A 16,953-nucleotide genomic window follows, 5' to 3' on the forward strand; every position below is an offset into this window, starting at 1 on the left:
CGTGCGTTCCATACATGGGAGAGGCTGTAACTTATGCCGATCCCCTATCGCTTTTTCAGCATCGGAGAGAGAGCTTTGCTGTAGATCCAATGGCCGTAATCGTTCGGATGGTTGATGTTGTTGAGCAGCAGGCTCTCATGCGTCTTGCCGGCGGCAAGCTCAGCTGCCCAGGTGGCATGTGCGTCTAACACTCCGATGCCGTATTCGTCGCCCAAGCGGCGAATGACGTCGGCATACAGAGCGGTTTTGCCGCTCGTATGCTGCCAATTCGGATTGGGCTCGCATGGCGTAACGAGAAGGATATCGCTATCGCCGGCATTGCGGATCGTATCGATCATAAATCGAAGGTTCTTCTCGAAATCTTCAAGAGTCGTCGTATGGCCGTCTGCCTGCTTGTTCTGATCGTTCATGCCGTAACCAATAGAGACCAAATCCGCGTTGAGAGGAACGACGTCGCTAGCCACTCGTCTTACGCCGCCGCTTGTATCCTCGCCGCCGATTGCTTTGTTTACAATCCGAATACGGCCTTCTTTATATAAGCTTAGCAGTGTGTCCCTAATTCTGCCGAAGTACGCCAAACCTTCTTCGCTGGCTTCTCCACCCGTGCTGATGCTGTCCCCGTAGACGACGTAGACGGCTTCTTCTCCCGCTTCCAGCTTGCCGACCAACCGCCTCAACAAGCCCGAACGCTCGATATCCTCGGTCGTCAGGCTGCGGTCCTCCGTCACGGACTCCGTAGAGTAATCCAAGTAGACGGTGTATGCCTGATTGCTGAAATCGGAGTATCGATTGTGATCGAACTCGCTTACCCCATACATCGGATGAAGGGAACCATCGGGAATACGGCTGCCGTTCGCGCGGCGAATCGTGCCTTCCTCATAGTCGACAATATAGTCCTTGCCTTCCTCGTAATGAATCGTATCCGCGAGATCCTTTCTCGAACGGTTTCGCATAGCGGTAGACTCGCCGGCCAGCGGTTTGTACCTGAGGGGCAAGGCTTCTTCTTTCATAAATACGAATGTTTCCGCTAGTTGTTTGTTTGTCATCTAACGACTTCACTCCTCATTGATCAGGCCTCTCCCGATTCCTTCCCCTTCGACCATTCGAGCACGATGCCCAGAAAAAAATCGGATTTGCCCATGATGATGTTCCAGGCTTGTTCCGCGTCTTCCGCCTTTATCCTGTGGGTGATAAGAGGCAGCGTTTGCAGCCAGCCATCGCGTATCCCGATTATCGTATCGTCCATCCGCTGTTTTGTCCACCCGGAGGGGCTGTGCAGCGTGATCTCCTGCGCCCGCAGTTCCTGGATATCGACCATCCCCTCGGTTCCGAGGAAACCGGCCGATACAAGATGACTATTCAGCTTCATCGCGGGTTTCAGCTCGCGAAATGTATCCATGGCGCCGACCGTGTCGACGACTACAGCAATATCCGTACGATCGCCGATCCAATCCGCCAGAGCCTGCCGTTTCAAATTGAAGGAGCCAATCGACGAAGGCAGCAACGCCAATCTTTGGTCATGCCTGCCCAGAACGGTCACGTTGGCTCCCCTATGAGCGAGCGTCTGCGCGGCCCATTGACCAACCATCCCGTCTCCGATGACGACGGCGATATCGCCAGGCGTCACTGCGGGACGCGTGCCGCAATTGTATCCGACTTGGGTGAGAACCGCCCCGCTGTATGCGATAGGCTCAGCATTTGCTGGCAGCTTCCAAACTTGGCTGGCGTGGGTGACAGAAGGATTGATGTGGCCGCCGGAGTCAAACTTCATTCCGTTTACCCTGCTGATCGAAGCAAACACCCGATCCCCGGGCACCAGGTCCGTTACTTGTTCGCCGACGCTTCTAATGATGCCAACCTTCTGATAACCGGCCACTTGGGGGAACGGCAGCACATCCCCCGGCCGTGTGACTTGTTCTCCGGAAATTCTCTCCCCGTACAGGAAGGAGGATTCCGTGCCGTTGCTGATCCAGGAATATTCGAGGTCGATGACGACATCCTCGGGTCCCGGCTCGGGAACATCAACTTCCATATAACAAACCTGTCTTACGCCTGTAAAGACGACGGCTTCGGCTCGCATGTTATCCCTCCTTCGCAGAGGCGGCGAAATCGACAGGAGGGTATGCGTAAACTTTGATCGCCTCTTGTTTTTGCAGCAGCTCGACGGTTTCTTGGTATCGGTATAGAGGAATGTGGTGCGTTTGCAGGCATTCCGTGTTTAATCCTTTATGGATGACAAGGTCAAGGAGCAGCTCCTGATCGCTTTCCCCGAATTTCCGGTATCGATAGGATTCCAGCTTCATCCCCTTTAACCAGAGATGATCGCCATATCGGATTTCGCCCTTGAGGACGCCAAAGATGACCACATGCGAGTCTGTTTTTTCTAACAGAGCCTGCACGGAAGGCGCAGCCCCTACGCAATCGTAGCCGAGGTCAAAACGCTCATCCTCCAGATCGTCCAAGTGTTTTGCCAATCCGATTCCGAGTGCATTTACATACGCGATTCGATCGCGGTTGATATCGACGGCGACAACTCTCGAAGCCCCCATTAAACGGGCGGCCTGCATCGCAAGCATACCGGCAGGACCCAGTCCGGATACGAGCATCGATTTGCCGGATATATCGCCAAATTGCAGCAGTCCGATCAATACGCACTTAAGCAATTCAAAGGAAACGGCTTGTTTCCAACTCACTTCATCGGGAAGTTTAATCAACTCATGAGTGCGGTAATTCAAGTACTCCGCATAGGCGCCGTTGCCTAGCAGATGCTCCAATGCCGCCACTCGGTCCCCAACCTTAAGCGACGTCACCTTGCTGCCAACCGCAACAACGGTTCCTGCCATCTCATGCCCGGGGAATCCTGGCAGCAAAGGATAGTCCGGTTCCTTGGTCGCATCAAACATATCCTTGCCGCCCATCATATTCATATCCCATCGCGGGCAGGTGGACACGATCTCTATACGCACTGTCACTTGATCGTCTTGCGGAACTTCCGATGGAATCGTTATAATTTCGAACGCATTCTTTCCCGTTATCTGTAGCGCTTTAATTGAAATCAGCTCTCTTTCATTTGCAGAATATGATGCTGTATGGGTCTAGTGTACAATAGAACAGGTAATAAGTATTTGCAGGATATACTCCTATTCAATTAAATAATCTCCTTTAATTTCGGTGCCAGATAGAGATTTATCCGAATTTCATTTGTACATTATTGACATCTATTAATTCAACTTTTCGCCTCCGCATCTCCTTTCCGCAAAAGTTGGCATGCCAATCCTCCAGTTTCATGGACCATGTTCGCCGGCAGATCTTGGCGGCACGGCTCGTCTCATTCCGAGAGATTCGATCGCTCAGATGTGCAAGGTTGTCCTTCTAAGGGACAGGAGCGTCGCTATTCTACGAATAAATGATGTTTCTAAAATCTAACGGACACACGCGACCCTATTTGCACCATTCGAGCAGCTTTTCGCTTGGAATTATGGGGGCATCCGGGATGCTTTATTGTGTTTGCTAATAAACGGATTGGCTGTATACTAGGGTAAGACAAAAAAAATCACATTATTGCCCTTTTAATGTTTTGATATTATCTTTATACTCAGTGGTTATCCGGATTTTTATCGATAAACCATTTGAACAATATTGACATTGTTTTCGGAAGGAGTGATCTTGTTGAAAATTAGAAATTGCGGGGCGGGAACCTTATCCAGGTCGGCGGAGCTTCCTGGCGGGGGGATGCACCCGTCCAGTTATGAAATTCTCTATATTACCGAAGGAAAAGTAAGGTTTATGTGGAGAGCGAATATATGCGAAGCGGATGCGCCGGCCGTGTTTATCTTGGCTGCCTCCACGCCGCATGAGCTGGAGAGCCTGCAAGCGGAAGCGAAATTCCGTTTTCTGGAGCTTGATGAGATCGAGGAGTTCCCGTTCACCGACCAACAAGTGGATGAGTGGAATTTCATGCAGGCCCATAAAGGCATCTATTCCAAAACAATGCTCGCATCTTCGATCCTTCAAACCCTCGATTTTGTCTATCATCTCCAATCGACGGGCCTGGCCGGACAAGATTCGAATCTCGGGGATGTATGCTTGCTGGAGATTCGCAAGACGTACAAGCTTATCGCCCATATGATCGAGGATCCGGAGAAATCGGCTGGCGAAGAACGCAAGGTGAAGCACAAGTCGCGCGCCGCGGTTGATTTGCTGATTGATTACATGGATTGGCGGTATAAAGAAAACGTTACGCTGGAAGCTCTTGCGGAAGTCGTCGCCCTGGACCCCTCTTATCTCGTGCGGCTATTTAAGAAACATATGCAGATGACGCCGTTCGAGTATCTTCGGGACCTTCGTTTGAAGGCGGCTGCCAGCTACTTGTCCGGAAGCGATCTGCCGATTAGCGCTATCGCCCAAGATACGGGATTTGCCAGCGTTCATTACTTTTCCCGGATATTTAAAGCCCACTACGGGCAAAGCCCGGCGGAATGGCGCAAGCATCTGAAAGGACCGAAAGGAAAATCAAACTGAGGAGGGTTTTAGATGGATCAGGAACGTTATACCGAACAAGTATCTGAAGGCTATGGATACCGTAAAAAACAAAAAGATGAGTTTGAAGCATTGATTGAACGGATGCGCAACGATTCGGCTGCGAAACGCGCTGTTTTTTTTCAACCAAGCACCGCAAGCGTAGCTGCATATGAGCAAGATGCTAGACGAATGCGAGCGCAGGTAAAAAATATGTTAGGATGGCCTTTAGGCGAGGAGTATGCGGCTGATTTCCATACGCACCCCGACATTAAAGGGGTTCCTGAAGCGAATGTAATATACGTGTCCAAAGATGCGCTGGGAAGTATTTATCGTGTCGAAGTCGAGGCTGGTTTCGGTTTAACGACGTATGGCATCTTGTTCCTTCCGCATACGCCGGGGCCGTATCCTCTTGCCATCTCTCAACATGGCGGAGGGGGTACGCCCGAGCTCTGCTCGGGATTTTATGGCGATAATAATTATAACGATATGACACGCAGGGTATTGGAGCAAGGAGTGGCTGTTTTCGCGCCGCAATTAATCCTTTGGAACGATACCTACGGCCCTGAGCATCAGCGAAACGTATACGATAATCAACTCAAGCATTTGGGAAGTTCCATTACCGCGGTTGAAATATTTAAAATCCAAAGGGCGCTCGATTACTTAACTTCCCGGCCGGATATCGATCGTTCCAAAATCGGGATGATCGGATTATCTTACGGCGGTTTTTATACCCTGTATACCGCCGCGCTCGATACTAGAATAAAGGCGGCCTATTCGTCCTGCTTTATCAATAATCGATTTGTTATTGATTGGCCCGACTTCACTTGGTTTAATGCGGGAAACCGATTTCTGGATGCCGAGATAGGCGCGCTGATCGCTCCGCGGCATTTATATTTGGAAGTCGGCATCCGGGACGAGCTTTTTCAGTATGCGCATGCCCAGCCGGAAATCGATAAGATTGCCGCGCTTTATCAGAAGTTGAACATTGCGCATCGGTTTTATGCAAAAGCTTTTGAAGGGGAACATGAATTGAATTTAGCGAACGATGGGATTGAAAGCTTCTGTAACGTGCTTAAAGGAGATTCAGGAATTGCGCATTTTCCTGAACAGGATTAACAACAAAATAGGTAAAGCAAGCCTCCTGGAATGCCCGTCGGCATCCGGGAGGCTTTATTGTGTTTCCTAACACGTTTTATTGCTCCGCCACACCAGACGGGACTGCATGTCCCTGCGCCCCTGTCTGCTCATCGGTCGGGGCCGCTGTCTACTCATCAGTCTGCCCCCCTGTCTGCCCATCGGTCTGCGCCCCTGTCTGCCCGTCAGTCGGGGCCGTTTGCCCGCGCGCTCCCGAGTTGCCTGGCATCCGGTCTACGGGGCCGCCTTGACCACCAAAGCCCTGACCGCCGTCAAATCCGCCGAATCCCATGCCTCCCATTCCGCCGCGGCCGCCCGGACCGTTTTCGCCCAGCTTCGAAAGATCGACCGAAGACGCATCGACGAGACGGTCCGGCGCAGTCTGCTGCCCTTCCGACGTCGACGGGATGTCGCCATCCAGCTGACCCTGTATGCTCTCGGCACGCAGCGTGCCAAGCTTGGTCAGCTCCGCCACAGCCGTTTCATACTCTTGATACGTGTTAAATGCGCTAGGATCCGCCTTCACGCGCTCCGCGATCAGCTCGTTCAAGCTCTGCACTTTTTGCTCGAACTTGCCGTCCGCGAAATAGCCGTCGACGATCTCCTGCAAGTATTCATGATATTTTGCCTTATACGCCTCCACTTCCAGCAGCTTGCCGAGGATAGGACGCTCCTCAAGCGTTACGCCGGTCACCGGCGTGTCGATGGGCTGGTTGACCACATCCGAAGCCGAGCCTCCCATAAAGCCGCCGAACGCCATGTTGTAATCCCATGGCAGCATGCTGATCTGTCCGTTATTTTCGTAAAGGTAGTAGTTGTGTGCCATGTTGGACGTATAGCTGTCCATATTGACGACAACCGTATGAGCCGCAAAATATCGCAGAATGGCGTCAACGTCCACGTACTTCTCCAAGTCCGTACCGCTGCTTAAATTTTTCAGCGCTTCAATGACACGCTTATGGTCCTCCTCCGTCGTCTTTGTCTCCGCGTTGTCGAAGATCGCGGAGTAGCTGGCGATCTCGTCGTCGGTATACGCCAGCGAGACGCCGTTGCCTCCCCCGTTCATACCGCCGCCACCGCCGCGGTGGCCACCGCCCATGCCGCCGAACCCTCCTTGCGGAGGCGCTCCATTTGCTCCGCCGGTGCCCGGAGCCAGCTGCCCCTGAGCTCCTGTTGCCTCATCGGCTGTTTCTCCGCTGCCAGCTTCTCCGCCGGCCATAGCCGTTCCGTCGTCCACGGGCCTGTTACCTCCCGGCATGCCCATTCCTTCGCCAGTGGGCCAGTTGCCGCCCGGCATGCCCATCCCGCCGCCCATGCCGCCGTCGTCGTTGTTCGGCTTGTACAGTTCGCCCTCGTCTCCCTTGGCGCGGGCAAGATAACCGCTGTCGATGTCTTCGACGGCGAGATAGAAGCCCCACGCCTGGCCGTTCACCTGTATGTCGGCGAAGGCAAACAAGGGGGCGTCCACGCCGATATAGCTCATAATGTCGTAACTGAGATACTCCTTCATGTAGCTGTTGTCCGTAATCATATTATTGACGACCAGCTTGTCGAGACCCATCCAGGTCTGATCCTTGACGTATTCGTCGAACTTGATCTTGAAACTGTAGCGATCCGTCGTATCGTCGCCCGCCACTTGCTTTAAGCTGGAGTTGCCCTTCGGGCGGATTCCAACATTCTCGATCGTGGATCCGTTGATTGTAATATTCGCCGAAATATAATGCTCCTCCGTGGCCGTATCCAGCATTCCCTGCCACTCTGTCTCGTCCGCCTCAATAGAGATCGACATCACCTCCGTCTTTTCCATCTCCGCGGCATAACCCGCCGCCGATGCCGTACCCGATTGGCGGTTTCCTCCGAAGCTGCATGCCGCCAGCATGGCCAAGCACAAAAAAGCCGCCATGAGCTTATTCGCTCCACCCCATCGTTGCATTTGCGATCGCCCTCTTTCCACACTTATTTGGTCATAGCCCCATCGTAACCCCCTATTCTTAAATGAATCTGAACCGTCAGTACTAATTACGGCAGACGTTTGAGCATTTCCAAATAGAAAAAAACTCCGGCGCTGACCACAAGCGCATCGGAGTCTTCGTTGTTATCTATGTGCCGTCGCCATCCCTCATTGAGAGAGTCGAACCTGCGCGGCGCGTCGTCCTTCCACTACAAACCGGGCCGCGGCCGGCAACTGCGCCTCATTTACGTCTTCCAGCGTAACGAAGCCATGAGGCTTGTAACGCTCAAGCAGCTCCCAGAACAATGGATATTGCAGCTCGCCGAGGCCTGCGGCCGTCCCCTGCAGCCTGTTCCCGTCCTCGGAACGAACACAATCCTTTGCATGGGCGCTGACGATCCGGGGGCCCAGCAATCGGAACGCCTCGCGCACGATATCCTCCTGCCGCTCGAAGTTGCCGCCGTTCATCAGGTTGCAAGGATCCAGCACGACGCCTACGCATGACGATGGAAATCGCTCGATCGCAGCAGCAAGCGTCTCCGAAGAATCGATCAGATGGCCTTGCGCCGCTTCCAGTCCGATCGTGACTCCCCAGCGCTCGGCTTCCTCCACCAGCTCGTCCAGGGCGCGATCCAGCCGTTCGCGATATAGCGGGATAAGCGCGGCATCCTGCGGCGTTCCCACTTCTGTTGCGACGATCGGCGCTCCGAAGTGGCGCGCATGGCGCAGATGCTCCTTAAAGCGATTCACATTGTACCGGTAAGTCTCGTCATCCAGGTCGATCAGACTTGCGTAACAGCCCAGCACGGCGATTCCGACGCCATGCTTCGCGAACGCGCCCCCGACTTCATTGGCAAGTCCCGGACTCAGCGCCCCAAGCGGAAACTCGATGTCCGAAATCGCCTTGCTGAGAGCGAGCTGGACATACGAGCAGTCCGTTGCGGCTACCTTGGCCGCGAGTTCCTGAAACGGCTGCCTGCCTAACAAATGAGCTAATATGCCTACCGACATCCTTTTCCCCTCCATATCCTTCTTGTGTGTTTATTCATCCTTGTCCCGCATGTCCTCGGCAGCTGCAGAAAATCCCTTTTTAAATCCTTCTTCCGGCCAATGACGGTAACGATTCAAGTCGATCCGTCCTCCCCGCTCCACCTCGATGCCTTCTTCACTGAGGTAAAGCTCCTGTTGAAAACGCGCTTCGTCGTCCTGCACCGCGATTTCTCCCTTCGCGTTGACGACCCGATGCCAAGGCAGTCCATGCGCCGAGCTCATGCTGTGCAGGATTCGCACGACCTGCCGCGCTCCTCTGGCACTGCCGGCTTGCTCCGCGATCTGGCCATATGTCATCACGCGTCCTTCCGGTATGCTTTTAATGACGTCGATAACGGCTTTCGTGAAAGGCTGCATGGTTCCCCTCCCCCTGATCTTCTTCTTTCGGTTTTCGAATGCTTTAGATCGGTGCCGCCGACTTAAATCTTGAAAAGCAGACAGTCGGCGAGCTTTAGATCGGTGCCTTCAGAATCTTCCTTTGCAGCGATACGGAAAAAGCCTCAGGTCGTGGCATCCTTCGCACACCAACAGCTTAAACCCATTGGCTACGTTCCGCAATTCCGGAATTTCACGACTTTTTTCAAGACATTGGGGCGTAACTACCCTATATGCTTTCTTCGAATCGATCCTATGCCCTTGTTCATCAAAGAAGTTTCAAAATGTTAGGTTCCATACTTTTACCATACCAAAAACAAAAACAAGGCGGAAGACATCCCGCCTCGAAAATTTTATAATGTTGAGAAAACGAGAAAACCCTTACAACCGGATAGCCGGCCGCAAGGGCTTCAATTCTTGTCTATTTGATGCATGCTCATGGATATGACGGGTAAGACTACAGGACTCTTCTTGCCGTGGAATAACGATTCGAGTAATCGCTCAGCTTATTAATGCGAACGCCGTTGAAGGTGCTGCTGATCGTGTTGTGAATGAATTGTCCATTGCCGATGTAGATGCCGACATGGCTGACCGCGGACGACTTGCCGTTATTGAAGAAGATCAGATCGCCCTTTTGCAGATTGCTCTTGGATACGTATTTGCCCGCATACTTCTGGGAAGCCGTTCCCCACTTGAGACTTACGCCGTATTTGCCGAACACGTACTTGGTGAACGAGGAGCAGTCGAAGTAGAGCTTGCTTGGATTATTAACACCGTACTTGTACTTGACTTTGCCTTGCAGCGACTTGGCAGCTGCGATAATGCCGTCTGCCTTGGCCGAAGCCGTAGTTGCCGAAACTGTGGCCGCCTCAGCTTGTCCGATATGGGAAGTGCCGAAGGCCGCGTGACCCGACACGAGAGTTGCGCATACTGCCGTTGCGATAACCGTCTTCTTGAGCCAGTGGTTTTTGTTTGTCATAGGATGATATACCTCCTGATGTCTGATTTGCTACATCCGGAGTATAGCATGTCTAATTGGGCACAAGTGGTTTCTTAGTGCTTTCTCATTAGACAATACTTGCCCATGCGGGTGATTATTTCCAACGAAGAAAAAGAGACCGATAGAATCAGTCTCTGCTTTTAACACTTTTTCACGCAATCAATCCGCCCTGAAATTACAAGCTAAGTCGCTTGGCATTCTCCAGTACCCTGCCCAGACGATCCAGGTTCTGCTCGTTGCTTTCCTCGCACATAACCCGGATGGGCTCAAGCTCTTCCGCATGCCGGAAGCATTGACGAAACGTTACCCGAGTGCCGCCTTCCGCTTCCTCGAACAAGGCCGTGACACGGAACGCAGGCGCCTCGGCATGCTCCAGCACGATCCGCTCGTTCGGCGCAATTTCGATGAACGTAATCCGGTTAGGGTAGTCCTTCCCATCGGGTCCGTGCATAGTGAGACGCCATACGCCGCCGGGACTATAGTCGATTTCGTGGAACGTGTTGGTAAACCCTTCGGGTCCCCACCACTCGGCCAGTTGGTCGGGCGTCGTCCATGCCGCGAATGCCAGCTCGCGAGGCACATCATAGATCCGCGATGTTATTAATTCGAGACCGTCATCCGCTGCAGCAGGCTCCGTCAACGAACGCCCAAGCGCATCCAGCAGCTCGCCCGTGCCATGCTCCCGAATCTCCACCGTATCATGCCCGTCGAGGAACGCGCCTTGCTCCGTGAATATCAGCCTTGTGCCCTCTTCGACATCCAGCAGCTCGATCGTGGTAATGGAGGCCGAGATGCGAACGCCGCCCATGTCCATGATGTAGGTATAGATAATCCGCTCGTTCGGCACAATATCCTGATAGACAGCGTCGTACACGAAGAGAGGTCCGCCCTCCGCTATTTCGCCGCTGCTATACTCTCGTCCACCGATGCGGAATTCGAAAATATCCGGCTTCGAGAACCACTTCACTTTAGCATCCAGGTCGGCCCATGCCTGGTACACCCTTTCCCGCGTCGCGGGGTAAGTCCGTTCAACTACAAAAGTGCCATGCTTGACAAAACGTTCGCTCATTACGATTCCTCCTTAGAGCCAGGCATTCCGCCCCTCCGGGCCAGCAATGCGCCCAACAGATTCAGCTGCCCCTCCCATTTGTTCTGCCGATCGATGATCGGTTTGTCATACTCCGCCTTCATCGTCTGCAGCAAGCCGGTGAATTCATCGGCCGATACCTGCTTCTTGCCTTGCAGCAGCTTCGCCACGTAGCGGAGCTGGCCAAGCATCTTCTCCTGCCGCCGGATGTCTTCTTGCACCCGATTCATTTGCAGATTCACCACGTCCAGGGGCCGCATGCCGCTGCCGGACATCGCCGCCTTCACTTCCTCCAGCGACAGGCCGAGCTCCTTCAGCGATACAATCTGGTAGAGACGCGTCACGTCCTCCTCACTGTACAGCCTATGGCCCGAATCTGTCTGCGAGGATGGAGAAAACAGTCCGATCCCGTCGTAGAATCGCAGCGTACGCACAGTCAACCCCGTCAGCTTGGCCAGATCGCCAACCTTCCACTGCTTCTTCATGACTTCATCCCCACTCGCCGTCGCCGGCTTGCTGCCGGTAACCCTATTATAAAACCTTACGTTACGTAAGGTGCAAGCCTCTATTTTTCGAATTCTTGAAGCAACGCCGATGCTTCCTCGTGATCCGGCTCCAGCTCCAGCAACAGCTTCAAATAACGCACGGCTTCCTCTTCCTGCTCCTGCTCGAAGCAGCAAATCGCCAGACAATAATAGACAGTCGAGACAACCTCGTCCTTCTCGGCCTCGACAGAAGCCTCAAGAAATGTTTTCGCTTCTTTGTAGCGATCCATCTCGAACAAAATCAGACCGGCATCCAGCGCCAGATCATATTTCTGCTCCATGACATAATAAGAGGACCACATCAGCTCGATCCCCCTTGTTATATCGTCCAGCTCATCCTCATACGCATCCGGCAGCAGCTCGGAGATCCGTCTCGCGCTCTGAGCGAAAAACTCCGCGTCGTAGCCGCCAAGCCTCCAGAAGCCAAGAAATTGCTGAAGGCCCATCGTATCCAAGTGGCCGTCCAGCCATTCCTTTAGACTATAAAATTCGTCCGGCCCGAACCGCTCGACAACGCGACGGTACGCTAGGCGAGTTTGGACGTAAGCCTTCGGCCGATCCAGACGGAGAATGCAGCCTACGTTAATATTCTTGTAATGCTGCGGAGGAAATAACGCAAGCGCTCCTTGCCGCTCGAACACGTATTGAAACGCGTGATAATTGGCCGTAAAAGAGAACCCGCCATGACGGATCAGCTCCGGAGGCGGAGCGTTCCTCCAATTGTCGATTTTATGGTCGCCCTTATCGGCCGTGATTAATGCAGACCCTGCGGTGGACAATGCGTGTAATCGCTCCAGACAAGTAAAGCCCGAGGATGGGAACAGCAGATGGGACTCGTCCAATTCCTCCTGGTAGAAGGCGATTAAGTCGCGATAAGTATAGTCCTCCTGCTCGTATTCCGGCGCCGGACGATGCTCGTAGCGCAGCGACAGCCGGTCGAGCTTCGCCGCCGCTTCTTCTCCCTCGTTTTCCCCACGCTGGGCAGAACGGATAAACACGTCGGTCTCGTATACGCGGCCGTCTCCCATATAGAGCAGTTCCTGAGGGATGCCATCGAAGAAGTAATTCGCCACGATGACAAGGGGCTGCTTCAATGCGCCGGCGACAATTCTCTCACCGGACACCAGCAAATGAAGCTCCGTGTCCTGGACAGCATCGAACCGGGCCACATCGAGCGTGCCGTCCTCCAGAAACGGTTGCAAGGCAGGATGTTCCTTCCACGCAAGCACGTTGCTCATCGCCAGATCCGTCATCCAGTAGCGAAATGGCGGCAGCGGGATATCCGCATATTGAATAAGCGATCGCAGCTCGTGCAGCACATGGCAAGCAAGCCTACCCACGCCTGCGCCCACCTCCACGATGCATACGGGCTCTTCTGCGAGGCCCTGCGCTGCCCGATCCATCAGCAGACCGAAGATCATCTCCGCATAAGCGCCGCCGATCATCGGATTGCTGGTTATGTATTGAGGAACCTGGTCGTTATGCCAAGCCGTCATTCCCGCCTCTTCGTAATATTGCCGCTGAATCTCCCAGATCGGCGCCTCGCTGAACCGGTATCTCCGTTCGTTCGTAACGCTCATAACTATGTTGTCCCCGCTCTCTTATGGTTTTATGTTGTCATCATACCTTTTTTTGCCCTCCAGCACGAATATCTCTTTACAGGACAATACGCGATTCATGTCGAATAACGAGAGATGATGAAAATACGACCAACAACAACCTTCAAATATATGATTATATTAGCTATCCTGTTCAGCGCGCTCATCGGACTTCGATGGGCCTGGTCCGAGCTGTTCCATACCGAAGATCTGCCCCACACCGTCGTCGACGGGCAGCTCGACATGCGCGGCATCGATTTGTCCGACTCTCCCGCTTTCTTTTTAAACGGCGAGTGGGAATTCTATCCCCATCAATTACTTAGCCATGAAGACTTTGCGAGCGGGAACGAGGAGCATTCCTCCGTCATGGTTCAGGTGCCTGGAGACTGGAAGGACGCTTTGGGGGCGGATTCCGGCACCTCTTACGGCTATGGAACCTATCGCCTGCGCGTGCTGATCGATCCCTTGAACCGCCCCATTACCATGTGGCTAAAGAACGTTCAGGCAGCTTCCGAGGTCGAGATCAACGGCTTCTCCGAGGGGCCGATAGGCACTGTTGCTACAAGCAAAAACGATTACGAGCCGAGGAGCATTTCTTATACGGCTTCCTACTACACCACCGGTGCGACCGAGCTGAATATCTTGATTCGAATCGCCAACTATGACGAGCCGTTTAACGGGGGCATTACCCGCTCCATTCGATTCGGCTCCGCCGCAGCGGTCGACATGATCCGCTGGTACTCTATCGGCTTCCAGCTTGTCACATTCGTCGTCCTGGTGCTGTACGGCACCCTCGGTTTTATTTTATACGCCTTTAACCGGAAGGAACGCACCTTGCTTTCGCTGGGGATGCTGACGATGACAGTTGCGATTGCCATTACGACCGGGCAGGACAACCTTATGCTTCTCTGGCTGCCGATCGACTATGCCTTGGGCTTCAAGCTTCGAATTATTTCACTGCTTTGGCAGAATGTGTTTATTTTGCTCGTATTCCGAAGGTACGTCCCCGCCCCCGCCGGGCGCTCATTGCTGCGAGGTTATGTCGCTTTGCTCGCCGCCGTCACCTGCGTCCTGCTTGCGGGTCCGGCTTCGTGGACATATGGCTTCCACGATCTGTATGGTTTTATGGGCTTGTATCTCTTCTCCTTCTTCTGGTTCCTCTTTACGACAGGCAAGCTCTTGTTCCAGAAAGGGGGAGACCGCGACGTCGTCTTTTTGCTGCTGACCGCAGCCGGCATTACCTCCAATCTAACCTGGAGTATAATGGAATCCAACTACGATGTGACGACGGTCTATTATCCTCTCGATATACTGGCTACGATGATCGGCTTCTCGGCTTATTGGTTCAAGAAGTACTTCCGTCATGCCAGGAACAACGCCATGCTCAACGAACAATTTCGGATTGCGGACAAACTCAAGGACCAGTTCCTTGCCAATACTTCGCATGAGCTCCGAACGCCGTTGCATGGCATTATCAATATTGCGGAGACCGTTGTCGCGAAGGAGAGGGAGAAGCTTGATGAAAACAGTCTGAGGGATATGGAGCTGCTCGTCACGATTAGCAAGCGAATGTCTCATACGCTTGGCGATCTGCTCGACGTCGTCCGGCTGCAAGAGCACCGCATCATGCTGCAACAACGGGCTGTCCCCATACAATCGATCGCGCCTGGCGTCGTCGGCATGCTGCGGTACTTGACGCGAGGCAGGCCCGTCACGATTACGATCGATATGCCCGAGTCCTTGCCCCCGGCTTGGGCGGACGAACAGAGGCTCGTCCAGGTGCTGTACAATTTGCTGCATAACGCGTTGAAATATACCGAGTCGGGGACGATATCGTTATCCGCCAAACATCGCGGCGGCAAAATTGTTATCGCCGTTGCGGATACCGGCGTCGGCATGGACGAAGATACGGTATCCCGCATCTTCCTCCCCTACGAGCAAGGTACTTACGGTCGTCAGGATGGAAGGGGCATCGGTCTGGGCCTCAGCATCTGCAAGCAGCTCGTCGAGCTTCATGGCGGAGAGTTGACCGTACGCTCCGTGCTCGGGCAAGGTTCCGTGTTCAGCTTCGCGCTAAAGACGGCGCAGGGGGATTTCAGCCACATCCCCGAAGCCGCTGCTTCATTGGAACGGGATCGTATCACAGCTCCCCCGCCCAAAGAAAGCATCGACTTATTGAGGCCAGATCCTGGCAGCGCGGAGACGCCTTCCGACTTTCCGCCGTTGCTGAGCGATGGCACCATCCGTATCATTGCCGTGGACGACGATCCCGTCAATCTCAGCGTGCTTGCCGGCATTCTGTCAACGGAGCCTTACACGATAACGACGGCCAGCAGCGCGGGAGAAGCGTTGGAGCACATTAGAACCGCACCATGGGATCTGCTGATTGCCGATGTCATGATGCCTGTTATGTCCGGATATGAGCTGGCTCAAGCCGTTCGCGAGCATTACAGTCTCTCCGAGCTGCCCATCTTGCTGCTTACGGCGAGCAGCCAGCCTGCGGATATCTATGCCGGCTTCCTGGCCGGCGCCAACGATTATGTGACCAAGCCCGTCGACGGCATGGAGCTGAAATACCGCATACGGACTCTCATCGAGCAAAAGCGCTCCGTTAACGAGCGGCTGCGGATCGAGGCTGCTTATCTGCAGGCCCAGATTCATCCGCATTTCCTGCTGAATGCGTTGAATTCCATCATGGCGCTCGGCGCCATCGACACGGACAAGATGCAGGAGCTCGGCAGCATGTTCGCCTCTTACCTGCGCATCAGCTACAACTTTATCAATACGAATGAGCTGGTCCATTTAACACACGAGTTGGAGCTTGTGCAGGCCTATCTGTATATCGAGAAGGTACGGTTCGGGGATCGTTTGATCGTCGAATGGGAGGTGGACGAATCCATCCATTTGTCCATTCCTCCCTTGTCTATCCAGCCGCTGATCGAAAACGCCGTCAAACACGGCATTATGAGCCAGGACAGCGGCGGGACGCTCCGCCTCTATATCGAATCCACCGAAGCCGGAGCCTGGATCGAAGTGCAGGATGACGGCAAAGGCATGGAGCAGGAACCGGCTTTCCGATTGTTAAACAAGGGGATGAATCGTCAGGGCGGCATTGGCCTTGCCAACACGAACCGACGGTTGCTGCAGCTGTACGGCCGCGGCTTGTCCATCTCAAGCCAGCCCGGGAAAGGCACAACCGTATCGTTTTTCGTCCCGTTTGCCGAGCGTTAATAAGCGGACCGAGCGCCAGGGTTAGCGAGCTTCTATAGCTCGCTATAGCCATATCTCGGGCAACGGCCAGTTTTAGTGTCAGGAGCCATGGCTGCTGCTGCAGCCGGCCACAGCATAGGCTATCGAAAAAGGGAGAATCCGCTGGCGGATTCTCTCTTTCCCGTTATACCGTTATATGTAACCTGACACGGGCCAACGCTAGACACACGCATCCACTGATCTCCAACCGGCACCTGGCAACTCCCGTCAATCCCCCGCTTTCCGTTTACCGCGCGCTTCGGACATGAGAGAACTTATATGGGCAACAAGGCGTCTCGGGGCCTTCTTGCAGACACCAGAGACCCTATTCCGCAGAAAAAACCTCCGTGCATGACATGGCCCAGCACCAGTCCCCCATTTAAGATTCATTCAAGGTCGCCGCTTTAAGATAAGGGTCTAGTATCCCGCAGGAGGAGTGATTG

13 protein-coding genes and 2 pseudogenes are annotated in these 16,953 nt (G+C 53.7%); 3 read left to right on the top strand and 12 right to left on the bottom strand.

Annotation, left to right across the window (positions count from 1 at the left end; all coding sequences use genetic code 11):
• Positions 1–44 precede the first annotated feature (44 nt).
• The 3 genes from KJW29_RS26460 to KJW29_RS26470 are packed head-to-tail and all read right to left on the bottom strand — an operon-like array spanning position 45 to position 2,972.
• Positions 45–1,046: an SGNH/GDSL hydrolase family protein gene (locus KJW29_RS26460; protein WP_214626894.1), complete on the bottom strand. Its 1,002-nt coding sequence runs from the start codon at positions 1,044–1,046 to the stop codon at positions 45–47.
• Between the two features lie 23 nt (positions 1,047–1,069).
• The gene (locus tag KJW29_RS26465; protein ID WP_214626895.1) at positions 1,070–2,080 is read right to left on the bottom strand and encodes an alcohol dehydrogenase catalytic domain-containing protein; all 1,011 of its coding nucleotides are present in this window, start codon (positions 2,078–2,080) and stop codon (positions 1,070–1,072) included.
• Between the two features lies 1 nt (position 2,081).
• Positions 2,082–2,972: an MDR/zinc-dependent alcohol dehydrogenase-like family protein gene (locus KJW29_RS26470; protein WP_214626896.1), complete on the bottom strand. Its 891-nt coding sequence runs from the start codon at positions 2,970–2,972 to the stop codon at positions 2,082–2,084.
• Between the two features lie 697 nt (positions 2,973–3,669).
• Here KJW29_RS26470 and KJW29_RS26475 point away from each other — a divergent pair.
• Positions 3,670–4,521: a helix-turn-helix transcriptional regulator gene (locus KJW29_RS26475; RefSeq protein WP_214626897.1), complete on the top strand. Its 852-nt coding sequence runs from the start codon at positions 3,670–3,672 to the stop codon at positions 4,519–4,521.
• Between the two features lie 12 nt (positions 4,522–4,533).
• On the top strand, positions 4,534–5,637 hold the full coding sequence (locus KJW29_RS26480; protein WP_214626898.1) for an alpha/beta hydrolase family protein: 1,104 nt from the start codon (positions 4,534–4,536) through the stop codon (positions 5,635–5,637).
• 148 nt (positions 5,638–5,785) lie between these two features.
• Here KJW29_RS26480 and KJW29_RS26485 read toward each other — a convergent pair whose 3' ends face one another.
• The 9 genes and pseudogenes from KJW29_RS26485 to KJW29_RS26515 all read right to left on the bottom strand — a co-directional run bounded on the left by KJW29_RS26485 (position 5,786) and on the right by KJW29_RS26515 (position 13,243).
• Positions 5,786–7,588, bottom strand: coding sequence for a CotH kinase family protein (locus KJW29_RS26485; RefSeq protein ID WP_246608395.1), 1,803 nt, complete (start codon positions 7,586–7,588; stop codon positions 5,786–5,788).
• Between the two features lie 186 nt (positions 7,589–7,774).
• Entirely contained in the window at positions 7,775–8,617 is an 843-nt protein-coding gene (locus KJW29_RS26490; RefSeq protein ID WP_214626899.1) for a sugar phosphate isomerase/epimerase family protein, read from the bottom strand.
• Positions 8,618–8,647: 30 nt separating this feature from the next.
• Complete coding sequence (locus tag KJW29_RS26495; RefSeq protein WP_214626900.1) at positions 8,648–9,013, bottom strand: MGMT family protein; 366 nt, start codon at positions 9,011–9,013, stop codon at positions 8,648–8,650.
• A gap of 111 nt (positions 9,014–9,124) precedes the next feature.
• A pseudogene (locus KJW29_RS36955) lies at positions 9,125–9,329 on the bottom strand (transposase zinc-binding domain-containing protein); the annotation flags it as partial.
• Positions 9,330–9,488: 159 nt separating this feature from the next.
• Positions 9,489–10,010 carry a C40 family peptidase gene (locus KJW29_RS26500; RefSeq protein ID WP_214626901.1) on the bottom strand — a complete coding sequence of 174 codons (522 nt, stop codon included), beginning with the start codon at positions 10,008–10,010 and terminating at the stop codon, positions 9,489–9,491.
• A gap of 196 nt (positions 10,011–10,206) precedes the next feature.
• On the bottom strand, positions 10,207–10,611 hold the full coding sequence (locus KJW29_RS36290) for an SRPBCC family protein (RefSeq protein WP_246608900.1): 405 nt from the start codon (positions 10,609–10,611) through the stop codon (positions 10,207–10,209).
• Positions 10,612–10,674: 63 nt separating this feature from the next.
• Positions 10,675–11,100, bottom strand: a pseudogene (locus KJW29_RS36295) (SRPBCC family protein); the annotation flags it as partial.
• Entirely contained in the window at positions 11,100–11,603 is a 504-nt protein-coding gene (locus tag KJW29_RS26510; RefSeq protein ID WP_214626903.1) for a MerR family transcriptional regulator, read from the bottom strand. The pseudogene KJW29_RS36295 and the gene KJW29_RS26510, both read right to left, overlap by 1 nt.
• A gap of 80 nt (positions 11,604–11,683) precedes the next feature.
• Positions 11,684–13,243, bottom strand: coding sequence for an SAM-dependent methyltransferase (locus KJW29_RS26515; RefSeq protein ID WP_214626904.1), 1,560 nt, complete (start codon positions 13,241–13,243; stop codon positions 11,684–11,686).
• A gap of 114 nt (positions 13,244–13,357) precedes the next feature.
• On the opposite strand from KJW29_RS26515, the gene KJW29_RS26520 reads away from it, so the two are divergent.
• Positions 13,358–16,492: a hybrid sensor histidine kinase/response regulator gene (locus KJW29_RS26520; RefSeq protein ID WP_214626905.1), complete on the top strand. Its 3,135-nt coding sequence runs from the start codon at positions 13,358–13,360 to the stop codon at positions 16,490–16,492.
• Positions 16,493–16,953: the final 461 nt, after the last annotated feature.

Origin of the sequence: Paenibacillus agaridevorans, assembly GCF_018604145.1 — a bacterium.
GTDB lineage: Bacteria > Bacillota > Bacilli > Paenibacillales > Paenibacillaceae > Pristimantibacillus > Pristimantibacillus agaridevorans.

Bases quoted from the DNA above. Each gene is read 5' to 3' on its own strand.
- KJW29_RS26460 (WP_214626894.1), bottom strand. From the start codon at position 1,046: ATGACAAACAAACAACTAGCGGAAACATTCGTATTTATGAAAGAAGAA.
- KJW29_RS26465 (WP_214626895.1), bottom strand. From the start codon at position 2,080: ATGCGAGCCGAAGCCGTCGTCTTTACAGGCGTAAGACAGGTTTGTTAT.
- KJW29_RS26480 (WP_214626898.1), top strand. From the start codon at position 4,534: ATGGATCAGGAACGTTATACCGAACAAGTATCTGAAGGCTATGGATAC.
- KJW29_RS26485 (WP_246608395.1), bottom strand. From the start codon at position 7,588: ATGCAACGATGGGGTGGAGCGAATAAGCTCATGGCGGCTTTTTTGTGC.
- KJW29_RS26490 (WP_214626899.1), bottom strand. From the start codon at position 8,617: ATGTCGGTAGGCATATTAGCTCATTTGTTAGGCAGGCAGCCGTTTCAG.
- KJW29_RS26495 (WP_214626900.1), bottom strand. From the start codon at position 9,013: ATGCAGCCTTTCACGAAAGCCGTTATCGACGTCATTAAAAGCATACCG.
- KJW29_RS26500 (WP_214626901.1), bottom strand. From the start codon at position 10,010: ATGACAAACAAAAACCACTGGCTCAAGAAGACGGTTATCGCAACGGCA.
- KJW29_RS26510 (WP_214626903.1), bottom strand. From the start codon at position 11,603: ATGAAGAAGCAGTGGAAGGTTGGCGATCTGGCCAAGCTGACGGGGTTG.
- KJW29_RS26515 (WP_214626904.1), bottom strand. From the start codon at position 13,243: ATGAGCGTTACGAACGAACGGAGATACCGGTTCAGCGAGGCGCCGATC.
- KJW29_RS26520 (WP_214626905.1), top strand. From the start codon at position 13,358: ATGATGAAAATACGACCAACAACAACCTTCAAATATATGATTATATTA.